This is a genomic window from Phycicoccus avicenniae (genome assembly GCF_050496545.1).
GTDB lineage: Bacteria > Actinomycetota > Actinomycetes > Actinomycetales > Dermatophilaceae > Phycicoccus > Phycicoccus avicenniae_A.
This window is the reverse complement of sequence record NZ_JBNVZV010000008.1, coordinates 100,487-115,552: the sequence shown is the minus strand read 5'-3', so window position 1 is coordinate 115,552 and position 15,066 is coordinate 100,487. Positions and strand designations below refer to the sequence as shown.

The window sequence follows — 15,066 nt, the reverse complement described above, 5'->3', positions numbered from 1 at the left end:
CGGCCGGCCGGGCACCCGGCCGGCCACGGCTCAGTCGTGGATGCCGCACTCCGTCTTCGAGGAGCCGGCCCAGCGGCCCGAGCGCGGGTCGGCGCCCGGCTCGACGCGCGCGGTGCACGGGCCGCAGCCGATGGACGGGTACTCGTCGGAGAGCAGCAGGTTCATCGGCACGCGGTTGCGCATCGCGTAGCCCATGACGTCGTCGGCGCTCCATGCGGCGAACGGGTTGACCTTGACGATGCCGTTGGTCTCGTCGAACGTCACGAGCTGCGTGCCGGCCCGGGCGGCCGACTCGTCGCGGCGGACGCCGGACATCCAGCACTCGTACGCGGTGAGGGCCTCGCGCAGCGGCTCGACCTTGCGCATCCGGCAGCAGGCGCCGGGGTCGCGGTCGTGCAGGCGCGGTCCGTAGGCCGCGTCCTGCTCGGCCACCGACAGGCGAGGCCGGATGCTGCGCACCGTGACGTCGAGCGAGAACTCGACCTCGTCGCGGGCGCCGAGGGTCTCGGCGAAGTGGTAGCCGGTGTCGAGGAAGACGATGTCGACGCCCGGGGCGTGCTGCGAGACCAGGTGCGGCAGAGCGGCGTTCTCCATGCTGGAGGCGACGGCCAGGGTGCCGGGGAAGGTGCGCGCGGCCCAGGCCACGACCTCGTCGGCCGAGGCCTCGCCGACCAGCCGGGCGCCGTCCTCGGCGAGCGCGCGCAGCTGCTCGGTGGAGCGCCGGGTGCGGGTGGCGACGGCGGTCATCGCAGCGCCTCCTCGTCGACCCGGTGCGCCCAGCCGGCGAAGGTCTCCCCGCCCTCGCGCTGGTCGAGGAAGCGGCGCACGAGCCGCTCGACGAGGTCGGGGAGCTCGTCGGCGGTCACCTTGAGCCCGCGCACGGTGCGCCCGAGGCCGGCCTCGTCGCGGTCGGCCGAGGCCAGCCCGCCGCCGAGGTGCACCTGGAAGCCGGGCCGCTGCTCGCCGTCGATGGTCACGAGCTGGCCCTTGAGGCCGATGTCGGCGACCTGGATGCGGGCGCAGGAGTTCGGGCACCCGTTGACGTTCAACGTGATCGGGGAGTCGAGGGAGGCGGTGACATCGGCGAGCCGGCGCTCGAGCTCGGCGACGGCGGTGGCTGCCGTGGCCTTGGTCTCGACGATGGCCAGCTTGCAGAACTCGATGCCGGTGCAGGCCATCGTGTGCCGGCGGAACGGGCCGGGCGTCACCGAGAGCCCGAGCTCCTCGAGGCCGGCGACGAGTGCGTCGAGGCGGTCCGGAGCGACGTCGAGGACGACGAGCTTCTGGTGCGGGGTGAGCCGGACGCGGTCGGTGCCGGCGGCCTCCATCAGGTCGGCGAGGCCGGCGAGGACGTCGGCGCTGATCCGGCCGACGACCGGCGCGGCGCCGACGTAGTGGTTGCCGTCCTTCTGGAGGTGGACTCCCACGTGGTCGCCGGGGCCGGAGGCGGGCGCCGGCGGGGGACCGTCGGGGAGCGGCTCGTCGAGGTACTCGGTCTCGAGGACCTGGCGGAACTTCTCCGGGCCCCATTCGGCCATCAGGAACTTCAGGCGCGCCTTGGTGCGCATCCGGCGGTAGCCGTAGTCGCGGAAGATCGAGATGACGCCGAGCCAGACGTCGGCCGCACGCTCGGGGGCGACGAAGGCGCCGATCCGCTCGGCGAGGCGCGGGGCGGTGGACAGGCCGCCGCCGACCCAGAGGTCGTAGCCGGCGCCGAGTTCGGGGTGGACGACGCCGACGAGCGAGATGTCGTTGATCTCGTGCACGACGTCCAGGCTCGGGTGGCCGGTGACCGCCGACTTGAACTTGCGGGGGAGGTTGGCCAGCTCGGGGTCGCCGACGAAGCGGCGGGTGATCTCGTCGATCGTCGGTGTGGGGTCGATGATCTCGTCGGCGGCGATGCCGGCCAGCGGGCTGCCGAGGACCACGCGCGGGGTGTCGCCGCAGGCCTCGGTGGTCTGCAGGCCGACCTCCTCGAGGCGGCGCCAGATCTCGGGCACGTCCTCGACGCGGATCCAGTGGTACTGGATGTTCTGCCGGTCGCTGATGTCGGCGGTGCCGCGGGCGAACTCGTGGCTGATGTCGGCGAGGACGCGCAGCTGGTGCAGCGTCAGGGCCCCGCCGTCGAGGCGCACGCGGAGCATGAAGTACTCGTCGGAGAGCTCGGTGTCGTCGAGCTGGGCGGTGCGCCCGCCGTCGATGCCCGGCTTGCGCTGCGTGTACAGGCCCCACCAGCGGAAGCGGCCGCTGAGGTCCTGGGGCGGGATCGAGGCGAAGCCCTCCTTCGAGTACACCTGCTCGATGCGCTCGCGGACGTTGAGTCCGCCGTCCTCCTGCTTCCACTCCTCGTTGGCGTTGAGCGGTGCCTTTCCGTCGACGGCCCACTGGCCGTTGGAGCGGCCGGAGCGCGGCGGACGCAGGGCACGGCCCGATGCGTCGGTCGTCGTCGTCATGTCAGAGGTCCTCGGAGGCAGGGGAGTCACCACGTGTCATGCAATCTATAACGCCCGGTTATTCCCGACAGCGTGGTCCACGATGTGGTCGGAGCGCCTATCATCGAACACGTGTTCGACGATGCGGGAGCCGGTGGAGGGCCCCCGCTGCGTGCGCCCACCCCGGCGGCCCCCGCGCGCCGGCGCTCCGGGGCCGGCGCCACCGGGGCCGGCGGACCGCCCGGCTGGCCGCAGGGCGTGCCCCCTCCCGGCACCCGCGGCTGGGAGCACCGGGCGCTGGCCTGGCTCCTCGACCACTGCCCGCCCGACTACCGGCTCTACCCGTCGTGGCGGCGCCACCCGGTGGCCCTGGCCTGGCTGGCCGTGCGCCACCTCGACGCCCAGCTCGAGGCCATGCGCTCCTCCTACCGCGAGGTGCGCGTGGCCCTCGTCGACGACATCGGCCCCGAGGGGGTCACCCAGGTACTGGCCGACCTCGAGTGCGAGGGCGTGCGGCTCGTCGCGGCCCGGCGCGCGGCAGGCCTGCTCCTCGACGCCCTGCGCGGCCTCGAGTTCGTGCCGCGGCTCTGAGCGGGTCAGGAGCGCTCGCGGAGCATCCCCTCCATGAGGGTGATCTCGGCGGTCTGGGCCCGGCTGATCGCCCGCGCGAGGGTGCGCACCTCGTCGGTGCGGGCGTCGGCGAGCGCGGCGTCGGCCATCTCCACCCCGCCCTTGTGGTGGGCGATCATCAGCCGCAGGAAGATCCGCTCGGCCTCGACGCCGGTGGCGCCCCGCAGCTCGTCGAGCTGCGCGGGGGTGGCCATCCCGGGCATCGGCTTGCCGGTGGCGGCGTGCTCACCGTGCTCGCCGCCGACCCAGGCCATCGGGGGGCGCTGGCCGGTCTGCGGCAGGCCCCACTGCACGAGCCAGCCGTACATCTGCCCGGCCTGCTGCTGCTGGCTGGTAGCGATGTCGTAGGCCAGCGTGCGCACGGACTCGTCGGTGCTGCGGTCGCGGATGATCATCGCCATCTCGACGGCCTGCAGGTGGTGGGTCTGCATGTCGCGGGCGAAGCCGGCGTCGGCGCCGAACTCGCTGACCCGGCTGGTGTCGGTGGCCCGCTGGACGAGCAGCGTGCCGCCCACCCCCACGAGGAGGGCGAGCACGGTGAGGAGTGCCACGAGGCCGCGGCGCACGCCGGACGGCGCGGCCGCGGTCGTGGTGTCCTCCTCGACGCTCACGGGCGCGATGCTCACGACGAGGGCGAGGGGGAGGGCGCGGCGGCACCGGTCGGGTAGGTCCCGTCCGTGCCGTCGCTGCCACCGGTGCAGGCCGCGCCCGGCTCGGGGGTCTGCGGGCCCTGGCGGTACTTCTGGATGAACTCCTCGAGGCGCGGGTCGTCGGCGCCGGTGAGCTCGAGCTGGGCGCCCCACGCCGAGGCGATGACCGGCGCGCGCAGGTCGTCGACGGGGGAGACGACCATGTAGGTGTCGGGCACGTTGTCGGTGAGGGTCTTGACCTGCGCGGCCGGCAGGTCGGAGCGGTAGGTCACCCACACGGCGCCGTGCTCGAGGGAGTGCACCGCGAGCTCGTTCTTCACCGGGGCGTCGTACACGCCGCAGTTGAGCCACACGGGGTTGTGGTCGCCGCCGACGGGGGGGTTCTCCTTGTACGTGACCGGGGTAGTCACGTGCGTCGCGGTGACGCCCTCGAAGGTCTTGACGGCGTCGAGCGAGGGCTTGTTCGCCGACTCGGTGCGGACGGCGAAGACGACGGCCCCGACGAGGGCCAGGACGACGAGCGAGACGCCGCCGACGACGAGGAAGCGGCTGCGGCGTTCCTTGGCCCGCTGGGCCTTCTGCACCTCGGCGAGGGCGCGGGCTCGGGACGACGACGGCACGGTGGGACCTCCTGGGGAACGGCTCGGGGGCAGGGACCCGGGCTCGCCCTCCCCAGCGTACGGAGCGCCGCGAGAGTTCCCGGGGCGTGACCGGTGTGTGGAGGACCGGTGGAGATCGCGGACGGGGCCCGCCGCGGTGCGGGGCGACGGGGGAGCAGCGCCTAGACTCGTCGGGTTCGACCGGTCCCCGAGCCGGACCCGAGAAGGACGAGGAGGTAGGCGCGGTGAGCCTGCTGGAACGGATCACCGGTCCCCGCGACCTCAAGGCGCTCCCGGCGGCGGACCTGCCGGCGCTGGCGCAGGAGGTCCGCGAGTTCCTCGTCGACCAGGTCGCCCGCACCGGCGGCCACCTCGGGCCGAACCTCGGCGTCGTCGAGCTGACCATCGCGCTGCACCGCGTCTTCGACAGCCCCACCGACGCCGTCGTCTTCGACACCGGCCACCAGTCCTACGTGCACAAGCTGCTCACCGGGCGCCACGACTTCTCGGCGCTGCGCAAGGAGGGCGGCCTCTCCGGTTACCCGAGCCGCGCCGAGTCCGTCCACGACGTCGTCGAGAACTCGCACGCCTCCACCTCGCTCTCCTGGGCGCACGGCATCGCCGCCGGCCGGATGGTCCGTGGCGAGCGGAACCGGCACACGGTGGCGGTCATCGGCGACGGCGCGCTCACCGGCGGGATGGCCTGGGAGGCGCTGAACAACATCGCCGCCGAGACCGACCTGCCGCTCGTGCTCGTCGTCAACGACAACGAGCGCTCCTACGCCCCGACCCGCGGCGGCCTCGCCGACCACCTCTCGACCCTGCGCACCACGCGCGGCTACGAGCGCTTCCTCGACTGGGGCAAGCGGAACGTCTCCCGCGCACCGGTCGTCGGCGGCGCGATGTACGAGACGCTGCACGGCGTCAAGAAGGGCATCAAGGACATCGTCGCCCCGCAGGGGATGTTCGAGGACCTCGGCCTCAAGTACGTCGGCCCGGTCGACGGCCACGACGAGCAGGCCATCGAGAACGCGCTGCGCAAGGCACGCGCCTTCGGTGGGCCGGTGCTCGTCCACGTCATCACCCAGAAGGGCCGCGGCTACGACCCCGCGATCTCCGACGAGGCCGACCAGTTCCACGCCGTCGGCGTCATCAACCCCGAGACCGGCCTGCCGCTCGAGATCGCCGGGCGCAGCTGGACCGACGAGTTCGCCGACACGATGGTCTCGCTGGGGGAGGAGCGCAAGGACGTCGTGGCGATCACCGCGGCGATGATGATGCCCGTCGGCCTCCAGCCGTTCTGCGACCGCTTCCCGGAGCGCACCTTCGACGTCGGTATCGCCGAGCAGCACGCGATGACCATGGCTGCGGGACTTGCCTTCTCGGGCCTGCACCCGGTGGTCGCCGTCTACGCGACGTTCCTCAACCGCGCCTTCGACCAGCTGCTGATGGACTGCGCGCTGCACAAGGCCGGTGTCACGGTCGTCCTCGACCGGTCCGGCGTGACCGGTCCCGACGGCGCGTCGCACCACGGCATGTGGGACATGACCATCTCGGGCGTCGTGCCGGGGCTGCACCTCGCGGCGCCGCGCGACGGCCAGCAGGTGGCGGCTGCCGTTCGGGCGGCGGTCGAGATCTCCGATGCCCCGTCGGTCGTGCGCTTCCCCAAGGGCACGGTCGCCGACCCGATCGAGGCCGTGCGCACCGTCGACGGCGTCGACGTCCTCGCCGAGCCGGACGAGGGCGACGTCGAGGTCCTGCTCGTCGGGGTCGGCTCGATGGCCGCCACCGCGCTGACGGCCGCCGAGAAGCTCGCCGCTGAGGGCCACCGGGTGCGGGTCGTTGACCCGGTCTGGGCGCTGCCGGTGCCGGATTCGCTTGTCGCACTGGCCCGGTCGGCCGGCCGGGTGGCCGTCGTCGAGGACAACGTCGTCGTCGGGGGCATCGGCTCGCAGGTCGCCCAGGCGTTGCGTGACGCCTCGCTCGATGTGACCGTCGACACCTTCGGCATCCCGCGCCGCTTCCTCGACCACGCGTCGCGCGGCCAGGTCCTCGACGCCGTCGGTCTCACCCCGGACGCGGTTGCCTCGGCCCTGCGCGCCCGCCTCGGCTGAGGTCGTGTCCGTGAAGGGCGGCAGCCGCGACGAGGTCCGCACCGCCTACGACACGATTGCCGAGGACTACGCGTCGACCTTCCCCGCCACCGAGGCCGAGGCGCCGGTCGACCTCGCGATGGTCGACCACTTCGTCGGCTGCGTCATGGCTGGGGGAGGCACCCTCGTCCTCGACGCCGGCTGCGGCACCGGCCGGATGGGCCGCTTCCTCACGGACCGCGGATGCTCGGTCGTCGGCGTCGACCTCTCGCCCGGGATGCTCGCGATGGCCCGACGCGACCACCCGGACCTCGACGTGCGCGAGGCGTCGATCACCGACCTGCCGTTCGAGGACGCATCCTTTGACGGAGTCATGTTCTGGTACAGCCTGATCCACCTGCCGGACGCTGACGCGGCGGTGGCGCTGGGGGAGGCGGCACGGGTGCTGCGGCCCGGTGGTTACGTGCTCGTCGCGTCGCAGAAGGGGGAGGGCACGCACGACGTCGGCGCGCGCCTGCGCGAGCGCGGCTACGAGGTCGACCTGCTCCGCTGGCACCGCGGCCCGCGCGAGCTCCTCACCCTGTTGCGCGGCGCCGGCCTCGAGCGCGTCGCCCGCCTGGTCCGCGAACCGCTCGGCCGTGAGCGCGAAGGCCAGGTCTTCGTCCTCGCCCGCCGCCCCGCCTGACCCTCGTCGGGAACATCCGTGACAGCCACCGGGTTGCGAGTCCCATGACGCCGACCCCTGATGCCACCGTCGCCGCCCTACGAGCCACCCACGACGACCTCGCCTCGGTCGTCCGCAGATTGGACGACGACCAGCTCCGCGCCCCATCGGGTGCGAGCGAGTGGCCCGTCGCGCAGGTGCTCTCACACCTCGGCAGCGGCGCCGAGATCGGTCTCGCGACTCTGCGCGCCGCCCTCACCGGCGACCCGGTGCCCGAGGGGTTCAACCAGTCGGTCTGGGACCGCTGGAACGCCCTGAGCCCGCGCGCCCAGGCCGATGGCTTCCTCGCATCCGACGCCGCGCTCGTCGAGGCCGTCGAAGGGCTGACGCCCGCACAGCGCGCGGGGCTCCGGGTCGACCTCGGCTTCCTGCCCGCTCCGTTGCCGGTCGGCGACTACCTCGGCATGCGTCTCAACGAGGCCGCGCAGCACTCCTGGGACGTGCGCGTCGGGACCGACGCGGCCGCGACGATCGACGATGCCACCGCGGCCCTGCTCGTCGAGCACCTTGCCGCTGGGCTGGGGTTCATGCTCGGTTTCACCGCGAAGGCGGACCAGGTGGCCGGTCCTGTGCGCATCGACCTCGTCCCGCTCGGACACGACCTCGCGATCGACGACTCGGTGACGCTCGTGCCGAGCGGTGGCGGGACGGACGCCCGGTTCGAGGGGTCTGCCGACGCCGTCGCCCGCCTGCTCTCGGGCCGGCTGACCGCGGCGCACACCCCTGCGGACGTCGCGGTGTCGGGAGCCGTCACGCTCGAGCAGCTGCGCAGGGTCTTCCCCGGGTACTGAGGGGCGCCGGGAGCTCATCGGGAAGGTGACCGACGACGACCTCAGCGGCGTCGGGGCCGGAGTCGCACGGCCGCTGGGGCGTCGGTCACGGCATCCGCACGAACACGACCTGAGCGGCGTGGACCCGTGGGCGCGACGTGCCTGGGCGCTCGGCTCCACTGCGGTCCTCAGATGCTGTCCGTGGCTCCGATCTTCGTGCACCGATCACGCGACGCGACGAGCCCGTCGCCGAGACTCCTCTCATGACACCTGCGTTCTGCGCCGCGCTACTTGCTATGCCTCTCGTCGACAGGATCCTCTGATGGCGTTGCTGGACCAAGGGGCCGGGCTTCTGTTCACGGCCGCACCCGGCACGGCGAGCACGGCGCTGCGCGCGGCTCTGCTCGACCGCGGTGGTGTCGTCGAGGTTCCCGCCGCCGACGAGGCACGGGTCGACGGCATCGACGTCAAGCACGCGACGGCTGCTCAGCTGTTGAGCGGTGGATTCCTGGCGTCGGACCACGGGCTGCGCGTGGTGACGACGACGCGTAACCCGTTCGACTTCTACGTCGCCGAGTACGAACGCAGCCGCCGTCGCTGGGTGCACGAGCTGAGACAGCCGGACTCCTGGGTGTACGCCACCCCCGGGGCGGTCGGGCGCATCGTGGACGCCGTGACGCTCGAGTTCGACCAGTGGCTGGCGCTGGCCATCGACGGCCCCGGCGAGCGTCGCATCAACCGCGGCCACGTCGACGAAGCCGATGTCGTGCTCCGCATGGAGCACCTCGAGCACGACATCCGCGGTCTCCTCGGCATCGAGCTCACCGTCGCGCCCACCAACGTCACCGACCGCGAGCGTGCCTACTGGCGTGCGTACGACGCCGCCAGCCGCGCCCTCGTGGAGACCGCCCACGCCGCGGACCTCGAGCGGTTCCGCTACGCGTTCTGACCGCGCGACCGACCCGGCCCCTCTGGTCCTGCGATCCCGGCCTTCAGCAGAAGACCCGCTACGCCGGAACCGGTGGGCGTGACGTCCGCCGCTGCGGCGGACACGGTGTGCGGCGTAGCGAGGCTCGGCCTGTCCCACAACGAGGCCCGGCGCAGCGCGCGCAACGACCGGACCTCGAGGAGCGGCCGGCCGTCGTGCTCGACGGCCACCCGTGCGGGGGCGTCGGCGCGGTCCACGTCGGCGAGCAGTCGGTGCCAGGTCGCGGGGGTGGCGTGGGCCGGCGCATGGACGTGGACGTGGCGCCGGAAACGCCCCGCCGCGTCCAGCAGCGTCATGTCGGGGACGTCGTCGACGTCCGCGTCGGGACGACGACGCACCCGGTGCTCGTCGGGCAGCAGCGCGGCGTGGCGACCACCCAGGAGCAGTCGCGCGGTCGGAGCGGCCTGGAGGAGAGGGTCGAGCGTGATGACGAGGCCCGCGAGGTCGAACCGGGGTGACACCGTCACCACCACGTCGTCCGCGCCCAGGTCGAGGGCACGGGTCGTGACTCCGGGAACGCCGACGCGAGCGGCGACGGCGAGCGACTCCAGGTCCTTCGCGTGGCCGGCGCCCTCGATACCCCAGGTCCGGGGCTCCGCGCCCGCGTCGGGCCCGTCGTGCCAGACGGTCGCGTCGGCGGCATGGGCCAGCAGGCCCCCGGCCTCCCACGCGCGCGCGGCCCACTCCCAGTCCTCGCCGCCGTAGGTCGTGAACCCCTCGTCGAAGCCACCGACGTGGTCGAACCACCATCGGCTGCACGCCATCGCCGCACCGATCACGTGGCGGAACGAGAGCGCGTCGGCGTGGAGCAGGTCGGACGAGCCGGCGTACGCCTCCCGCAGCCAGGCCGGCTCGGTCAGCTCGTGCTCGGGCCCAGAGGTCTCGATGGGCGCGTCCACCGGGACGGTCGCGAGGTCGGCGTGCCGTCGCCGGCCGACGACGACGGCCTCCGGCAGCAACCGGGGGAGCCGCGTGACGGCACGGAGGAACGACGGCTCGGGCGTGGAGTCGGCGTCGAGGAAGACGAGCACGTCTGCTCGGGTTCGCCGAGCACCGGCGTTGCGCGCGGCGGCAGCCCGGAAGCCGCGGTCCTCCTGGGTCACCAGGCCCACACCGTCGGGGACGCTCGGGGGCGGGTCGGTGCCGTCGTCGGTGACGACCACCTCGATCGCCTCCGAGGGGTAGTCCTGCCGGGCGAGCGCCTGGAGGGTGCGCTCGAGCTGACGCTGCTGGCGGTAGTGGAGGACCACGACACCGACGGTGCGGACCGGCGCGTCCTGCCCCTCGACCAGGTCCCAGCGGTTGGCCGGCACGGGCGCGCCCCACGGGGGCCGCGGACTCACAGCGCCCACCAGGAGCGGTAGGCCTGCACCACGTCGTCCAGCGTGTGGGGCGGCCGGTAGCCGGGGGACAGCCAGGTCCGCGCGGGGTCGTCCAGCGCCAGGGCCACCTCGGCGGGCCAGGCGTCCAGACCACGGACGCGGTAGGCGCCCGGACGGAGGTCGTCGAGCTCGACCGTGGACGGGTGCTCTCGCAGGAGCGGTCGCCGGCCCGCGGCCACCCAGCTGTTGACCGACCCGGACGCCGAGGGATGGCGGTGGGCCGCCACCGGCACCGTGACCTCGTGCATCGCCCGCGCCAGGGCGTCGTCGTCGAGGTACCCGGTGACGTGCCACTCGACCCCGAGACTGCCGGCCAGGCGCGCCAGCTCGTCCGCGAGCCCGTCGTGCCCGGCCGCCACCCCACCGAGGGCGGCGACGCCGAGGGCGCGTCCTTCAGAACGCATGGCCAGCGCCAGCTCGATGGCCTCCTCGTGGCCCTTGTCGGGGTAGACCCAGCCGACCACACCGATCCACCCGTCCGGGGCACGGCGTGGCGCCGGGGTCGGCAGGACGGCCGAGCCCGCGCCCACGGCTCGCGTCGGTCCGGTCGACCGAGGCCCCGGCACCACGGGGAGCGGGATGACCTCCGGGTCGCGGGACGCCCGGGGCATGGCCGCCGCGGCCAGGGTCGCCTCCCAGCGGCTGTTGACCGCCCAGGCGGACGACCGCGCCACCACGTGGCAGTAGACCGCCGACCGACGACCCCACCGCGGCCCCTCGGCCGGCTGCGGGACGTCGTGCAGGGTGAGGCTCAGACGCGTCCGGGCCGCCCACGCGTCCACGACGTCCCGAGCCGCCTCCGGGGAGTGGAAGAGGCCGGTGGAGAAGTGCAGGTGGACCGGGCGGCCGTGGAGCCAACCCGGCACCTCCTGTCCCCGGACGATCGGGGCGCCGGCTGCGACAGCCACCTGCCGGGCCAGCAGGGTGACCCCGTGCCGTTCCGGACCGGGCAGCCAGTGCACCGGCAGGTCGTCGGGCTGGGGCCCGATCGCCTCGCTCATCGCGCTGCCGCCTCGCGCTGGCGACCGGTGGAGGCCACCGACTCCGTCGACCGCCCTACGGCCCCTGGCGCGAGGAGCGCGGCGTACACCCGCGCGTGCACATCGCGCACCTCCGTCACCTGCCGAGCGCGGGCGTCGGCGTCGGCACCGGGAAGACCCGTGGCGCGCAGCCTGAGCGCATCCTCGACGGCGTCGAGCAAGGACGACTCGTCAGCACCGTCGGGGCGCCACCGGTACACGCCGTCCGGGCCCTGGTCGACGATGTGCCCGACGTCCGGCGCGACCACGCTCGTGCCGAGGTCGTGGCACGCCTCCAGCCATCCCGAGTGCGTCCCGTGCCGGTAGGGCAGGACGGCCACGTCGAGCGAGGCCAGGTGCGACCAGAGGGTGTCGTCGTCCATGGGCGGGTGGATGACGAGCCGGACGCCGTCGGCAGCGGCCTCGGCCAGGGCGCGGCACGTCCGACGGGCCCGGTTGTCCGGCGGTTCGTGCCAGGTCCGCTCGTGCAGCCACACGCAGACGTCGGCCTCGGGCATCGACCGCGCCAGGTGACGGAGCGCAGGCAGCAGGCCGGCGGCATCCGTGCCGGCACGGAGGTCCTTCAACGTCGTCCCAATGACCGGGCGCGTCGCGGGAGCGGCCGCCGTCCGCGCGGCACGTGTCCTCCGCATCCGGGGCAGCGGGACGAGGTGCGGATGCGGCACGACGACGGCCGTTCTGTCCCAGCGCCGTTCGATCTCGGCCGCGGCGCCGGGGGTCAGGGTCAGCACCACGTCGGCAGCCGCGACCAGGACGGACAGCCGCTCCTCGTGGCCGGCCTGGCGGTGCAGGTGGGGGTTCTCCAGGTCGTGGATGGTCTGCACGAGCGGTCGCCCCGTCTCCCGCAGGGCGCGGACCGTCTGCTCGAGGGTGGACAGCGGCACCTGCTCCACACCGAAGTGGACGTGCATGAGGTCGAAGGCGGAGCGCGCCACCCATCCGGGGGTGAGCATCCGCGGCGGCCACCAGCGCGCTCCGGCCGCCTGACCGTCGTGGTCCGGATGAGGGTCGGCCAACGCGGCGAACCCTGCCTCGACGGGCATGACCGTCCGGGAGTACGCATGACCACCGGGCACCACCGCCACCGTGCGGACCCGTTCCGGCCGCCTGACGAGCGCGCGGGAGAGGGCACGAGGCCGGACAGCAGTGGGCACGGATGTACTCCCGGGGATGTTGGACGAGGCCGCGAGACGCTTTCGCCTCGCCGGACGGCATTTCGGCGGTCCTACCCACCCGCAGCGCGGGCCACGCATCCTGCAGTCGGGGGCGGCCCGTTCCTGCTGAGCCCCGTCCGCTCAGCACGTCGTACCGTGGGGGTATGCCCGAGACCACGACGATCCGCGTCAGCCGGGACACGCACGCCCGGGTCAGCCGCCTGGCAGCGGAACGGCACGAGTCGATCGATGCGACCGTCCGCAGCGCTCTCCGGGCGTTGCGCCAGGACGCCATGGGCCACGACCTCGCCGACGAGCTCACCGAGGACGAGACCGCTTGGCTCGATGCTGACGCCGGGTGACATCGTCGCGCTGAACCTCGGTGCTCCAGCCAGCAGCGAGGCCGGCCTGCGCCGTCCCGCCATCGTGACCACCGCGGGGCGTGTCCTGCGCGGCGCGCCGAATGTCGTGCAGGTCGTGCCGTTGACACGCACCATCCGTTCGAGCGGGACGGAGGTGGTGATCGCCCCCGACGACGCCAACGGCCTCACGGCGCCCTCCGCGGCTCAGTGCCAGCGCGTGCGGTCCGTGGCGACCGCGCGCATCCACAGCCGGGCCGGCAACGTCGGCCCGGTGGTTTTGGGCGAAGTCCGCGAGACGCTCGCGCTGCTGCTGGACCTCTGACGCCGGACCCGGCTTCGTAAGTTCTTCCCCAGCCCTCCTCGCCGCGCAGCGGCTACACGACATGGAACTCGACGCGGTGGACGAGGGTGTCGTCGCCGATGGGGCCGGCGTGGGCCGCCCGGTCGCGGAGGGTCTCGAGGTCATCCTCACCTGATGCGGCCACGTCCTCAGCGGTGACGGCGGAGAAGGGCAATACTTCGAGGGAGTCGATCTCGATGACCACGCCGGCCGTCCGGTAGCGACCGCCGACCTTGACCTGCGGCCTGCTCCAGAGCCGGATCGACACCGTCACCTCACCGCAGGCCACCCGGTCACGGAGGTCTCGACTGAACATCATCACGCCACGCTAGAGCCCCGCCCCGCTCAGCTGCCGTCGCGCAGGGTGTCCTTGATGTCCGTCTTGAGGACCTTGCCGACGGTGGAGCGGGGCAGGTCGGGCCAGACCTCGACCTGCTTTGGCGCCTTGACCGAGCCGATCCGCTCCTTGACGAAGGCGACCACCTCGGCGGGATCGGGGGAGCGGCCCTCGTGCGGCTGGACCACGGCCACGACCCGCTCGCCCCAGTGCTCGTCGGGGAGTCCGATGACGGCACAGTCCCGCACGTCGGGATGCGCCAGCAGGGCCTGCTCGACCTCCGTGGAGTACACGTTGAAGCCGCCGCTGATGATCATGTCCTTGGCCCGGTCGACGATGAACAGGTAGCCGTCCTCGTCGAGGTAGCCGATGTCGCCGGTGTGGTGCCAGCCGTGCGCCGATGCCTCGGCCGTCGCCTCCGGGTTCTTGTGGTACCCGGGCGTGACGAGCGAGCCGCGCACGACGATCTCGCCGCGCTCGCCCTGCGGCAGAACGGTTCCCATCGGGCCCATCACCGCCACGGTGACGAGCGGCGTCGGCCGCCCCGCCGAGGCCAGCCGCGACCGTGCCACCTCGCCGTCGGCCGTGAAGTGCTGGGCGGGGGAGAGCGTCGAGATCATCATCGGCGCCTCGGTCTGCCCGAAGAGCTGGCCCATGACCGGCCCGATGCGGGTCAGCGCCTCCTCGAGCCGGGACACCGACATCGGGGCCGCGCCGTACCAGAAGCACTGCAGCGACGAGAGATCCGTCGTGTCGAGCGCCGGGTGCCCGAGCACGGCGTAGATGACCGTCGGCGGGAGGAACGTGTGGGTGACCTGGTGCTCCTCGATGAGCCCGACGAACCGGCCGACGTCGGGGGAGCGCATGACGACCACCTCGCCACCGAGGCTCAGCACCGGGAAGCAGAGCACGCCGGCGGCGTGGGTGAGCGGCGCCAGGGCGAGGTAGACCGGGCGGCCGTCATCGGGGAACGGGTAGCTCATGAGGGTGAGCGCGGTCATCGTCTCGAGGTTGGTGCCGGTGAGGACGACGCCCTTGGGCCGGCCGGTCGTGCCACCGGTGCCGACGATCATCGCGACGTCGTCGATGGGGTGACGGTCGATGACGTCCTCCTCGGCGGGGGCGAGGAACTCCTCGAACCCGAGCGCTCCCTCGACCGAGTCGTCGAGGCAGACCCAGGTGTGCACGAGCGGCAGGTCATCACGGATCTGCTCCACCAGCGGGGCGAAGCCGGACTGGAAGAGCACGAGCGTGCAGTCGAAGAGCGCGAGCAGCTCGCGGTTCTCGGCGGCGACGTTGCGCGGGTTGACCGGGCACCACACGGCGCCGGCCCGGCTGATGCCGAAGACACACGAGAAGGCGACCGGGTCGTTGGCCGAGATGATCGCGACCTTGTCGCCGGGCTCGACGCCGCGGATGGCCAGCGCCGCCGCCACCCGGGACGAGAGCTCGCGCACCTGACCGTAGGTCAGCGACGACCCGTCGGTGGTCAGGCAGGGGGCATCCGACCCGAGTGAGGCTCCCTTGTCGAGGTAGTCGACGAGCCGCATCCCCATGGCGTCAGG

16 protein-coding genes are annotated in these 15,066 nt (G+C 73.2%); 7 read left to right on the top strand and 9 right to left on the bottom strand.

Going from position 1 to position 15,066, the window contains the following annotated elements:
* Window positions 1-30 precede the first annotated feature (30 nt).
* Both ACQZ2A_RS09220 and ACQZ2A_RS09215 read right to left on the bottom strand, forming a co-directional pair.
* Window positions 31-747, bottom strand: coding sequence for a phosphoadenylyl-sulfate reductase (locus ACQZ2A_RS09220; RefSeq protein WP_430209867.1), 717 nt, complete (start codon window positions 745-747; stop codon window positions 31-33).
* The gene (locus ACQZ2A_RS09215) at window positions 744-2,453 is read right to left on the bottom strand and encodes a nitrite/sulfite reductase (protein WP_430209864.1); all 1,710 of its coding nucleotides are present in this window, start codon (window positions 2,451-2,453) and stop codon (window positions 744-746) included. Before ACQZ2A_RS09215 ends, ACQZ2A_RS09220 begins: the two co-directional genes overlap by 4 nt.
* 111 nt (window positions 2,454-2,564) lie before the next feature.
* Between ACQZ2A_RS09215 and ACQZ2A_RS09210 the strand changes: the two genes are divergently transcribed.
* The gene (locus ACQZ2A_RS09210) at window positions 2,565-3,023 is read left to right on the top strand and encodes a hypothetical protein (protein ID WP_430209861.1); all 459 of its coding nucleotides are present in this window, start codon (window positions 2,565-2,567) and stop codon (window positions 3,021-3,023) included.
* Between the two features lie 5 nt (window positions 3,024-3,028).
* Here ACQZ2A_RS09210 and ACQZ2A_RS09205 read toward each other — a convergent pair whose 3' ends face one another.
* Together ACQZ2A_RS09205 and ACQZ2A_RS09200 are read right to left on the bottom strand one after the other, a co-directional pair.
* Entirely contained in the window at window positions 3,029-3,673 is a 645-nt protein-coding gene (locus tag ACQZ2A_RS09205) for a DUF305 domain-containing protein (RefSeq protein ID WP_430209858.1), read from the bottom strand.
* 11 nt (window positions 3,674-3,684) lie between these two features.
* On the bottom strand, window positions 3,685-4,332 hold the full coding sequence (locus tag ACQZ2A_RS09200; protein ID WP_430209855.1) for a DUF3105 domain-containing protein: 648 nt from the start codon (window positions 4,330-4,332) through the stop codon (window positions 3,685-3,687).
* Between the two features lie 224 nt (window positions 4,333-4,556).
* Here ACQZ2A_RS09200 and dxs point away from each other — a divergent pair, with 224 nt between their 5' ends.
* The 4 genes from dxs (at window position 4,557) to ACQZ2A_RS09180 (ending at window position 8,847) form a co-directional block, all read left to right on the top strand.
* Entirely contained in the window at window positions 4,557-6,425 is a 1,869-nt protein-coding gene (dxs, locus tag ACQZ2A_RS09195) for a 1-deoxy-D-xylulose-5-phosphate synthase (RefSeq protein ID WP_430209852.1), read from the top strand.
* 4 nt (window positions 6,426-6,429) lie between these two features.
* Complete coding sequence (locus ACQZ2A_RS09190) at window positions 6,430-7,089, top strand: class I SAM-dependent methyltransferase (protein ID WP_430209849.1); 660 nt, start codon at window positions 6,430-6,432, stop codon at window positions 7,087-7,089.
* Window positions 7,090-7,133: 44 nt separating this feature from the next.
* The gene (locus tag ACQZ2A_RS09185) at window positions 7,134-7,919 is read left to right on the top strand and encodes a maleylpyruvate isomerase family mycothiol-dependent enzyme (RefSeq protein ID WP_430209846.1); all 786 of its coding nucleotides are present in this window, start codon (window positions 7,134-7,136) and stop codon (window positions 7,917-7,919) included.
* A 301-nt stretch (window positions 7,920-8,220) separates the two neighbouring features.
* Entirely contained in the window at window positions 8,221-8,847 is a 627-nt protein-coding gene (locus tag ACQZ2A_RS09180; protein WP_430209844.1) for a hypothetical protein, read from the top strand.
* Here ACQZ2A_RS09180 and ACQZ2A_RS09175 read toward each other — a convergent pair.
* Genes ACQZ2A_RS09175 through ACQZ2A_RS09165 form a run of 3 tightly spaced genes read right to left on the bottom strand, consistent with a single transcriptional unit; the run spans window position 8,835 to window position 12,351 of the window.
* Window positions 8,835-10,199 carry a glycosyltransferase gene (locus ACQZ2A_RS09175; RefSeq protein ID WP_430209842.1) on the bottom strand — a complete coding sequence of 455 codons (1,365 nt, stop codon included), beginning with the start codon at window positions 10,197-10,199 and terminating at the stop codon, window positions 8,835-8,837. The two genes, ACQZ2A_RS09180 and ACQZ2A_RS09175, sit on opposite strands and share 13 nt — an antisense overlap.
* Window positions 10,200-10,225: 26 nt before the next feature.
* A complete protein-coding gene (locus tag ACQZ2A_RS09170) occupies window positions 10,226-11,269 on the bottom strand; it encodes a hypothetical protein (RefSeq protein WP_430209840.1) in 1,044 nt (347 codons plus the stop codon).
* The gene (locus ACQZ2A_RS09165; protein WP_430209838.1) at window positions 11,266-12,351 is read right to left on the bottom strand and encodes a glycosyltransferase family 1 protein; all 1,086 of its coding nucleotides are present in this window, start codon (window positions 12,349-12,351) and stop codon (window positions 11,266-11,268) included. Before ACQZ2A_RS09165 ends, ACQZ2A_RS09170 begins: the two co-directional genes overlap by 4 nt.
* Window positions 12,352-12,626: 275 nt before the next feature.
* Here ACQZ2A_RS09165 and ACQZ2A_RS09160 point away from each other — a divergent pair, with 275 nt between their 5' ends.
* Together ACQZ2A_RS09160 and ACQZ2A_RS09155 are read left to right on the top strand one after the other, a co-directional pair.
* Window positions 12,627-12,824: a hypothetical protein gene (locus ACQZ2A_RS09160; protein ID WP_430209836.1), complete on the top strand. Its 198-nt coding sequence runs from the start codon at window positions 12,627-12,629 to the stop codon at window positions 12,822-12,824.
* Complete coding sequence (locus ACQZ2A_RS09155; protein ID WP_430209834.1) at window positions 12,808-13,146, top strand: type II toxin-antitoxin system PemK/MazF family toxin; 339 nt, start codon at window positions 12,808-12,810, stop codon at window positions 13,144-13,146. The genes ACQZ2A_RS09160 and ACQZ2A_RS09155 overlap by 17 nt, the downstream gene beginning before the upstream one ends.
* A gap of 52 nt (window positions 13,147-13,198) precedes the next feature.
* On the opposite strand, the gene ACQZ2A_RS09150 is transcribed toward ACQZ2A_RS09155, so the two are convergent.
* Both ACQZ2A_RS09150 and ACQZ2A_RS09145 read right to left on the bottom strand, forming a co-directional pair.
* Window positions 13,199-13,483, bottom strand: a complete 285-nt coding sequence (locus ACQZ2A_RS09150; RefSeq protein ID WP_430209831.1) for an ASCH domain-containing protein — start codon at window positions 13,481-13,483, stop codon at window positions 13,199-13,201.
* Window positions 13,484-13,509: 26 nt separating this feature from the next.
* Window positions 13,510-15,057 (bottom strand): acyl-CoA synthetase, encoded by a 1,548-nt coding sequence (locus ACQZ2A_RS09145; RefSeq protein WP_430209828.1) that lies wholly within the window; start codon window positions 15,055-15,057, stop codon window positions 13,510-13,512.
* Window positions 15,058-15,066: the final 9 nt, after the last annotated feature.

Bases quoted from the DNA above. Each gene is read 5' to 3' on its own strand.
- ACQZ2A_RS09220 (WP_430209867.1), bottom strand. From the start codon at position 747: ATGACCGCCGTCGCCACCCGCACCCGGCGCTCCACCGAGCAGCTGCGC.
- ACQZ2A_RS09215 (WP_430209864.1), bottom strand. From the start codon at position 2,453: ATGACGACGACGACCGACGCATCGGGCCGTGCCCTGCGTCCGCCGCGC.
- ACQZ2A_RS09185 (WP_430209846.1), top strand. From the start codon at position 7,134: ATGACGCCGACCCCTGATGCCACCGTCGCCGCCCTACGAGCCACCCAC.
- ACQZ2A_RS09180 (WP_430209844.1), top strand. From the start codon at position 8,221: ATGGCGTTGCTGGACCAAGGGGCCGGGCTTCTGTTCACGGCCGCACCC.
- ACQZ2A_RS09170 (WP_430209840.1), bottom strand. From the start codon at position 11,269: ATGAGCGAGGCGATCGGGCCCCAGCCCGACGACCTGCCGGTGCACTGG.
- ACQZ2A_RS09165 (WP_430209838.1), bottom strand. From the start codon at position 12,351: ATGCCCGTCGAGGCAGGGTTCGCCGCGTTGGCCGACCCTCATCCGGAC.
- ACQZ2A_RS09160 (WP_430209836.1), top strand. From the start codon at position 12,627: ATGCCCGAGACCACGACGATCCGCGTCAGCCGGGACACGCACGCCCGG.
- ACQZ2A_RS09155 (WP_430209834.1), top strand. From the start codon at position 12,808: ATGCTGACGCCGGGTGACATCGTCGCGCTGAACCTCGGTGCTCCAGCC.
- ACQZ2A_RS09150 (WP_430209831.1), bottom strand. From the start codon at position 13,483: ATGATGTTCAGTCGAGACCTCCGTGACCGGGTGGCCTGCGGTGAGGTG.
- ACQZ2A_RS09145 (WP_430209828.1), bottom strand. From the start codon at position 15,057: ATGGGGATGCGGCTCGTCGACTACCTCGACAAGGGAGCCTCACTCGGG.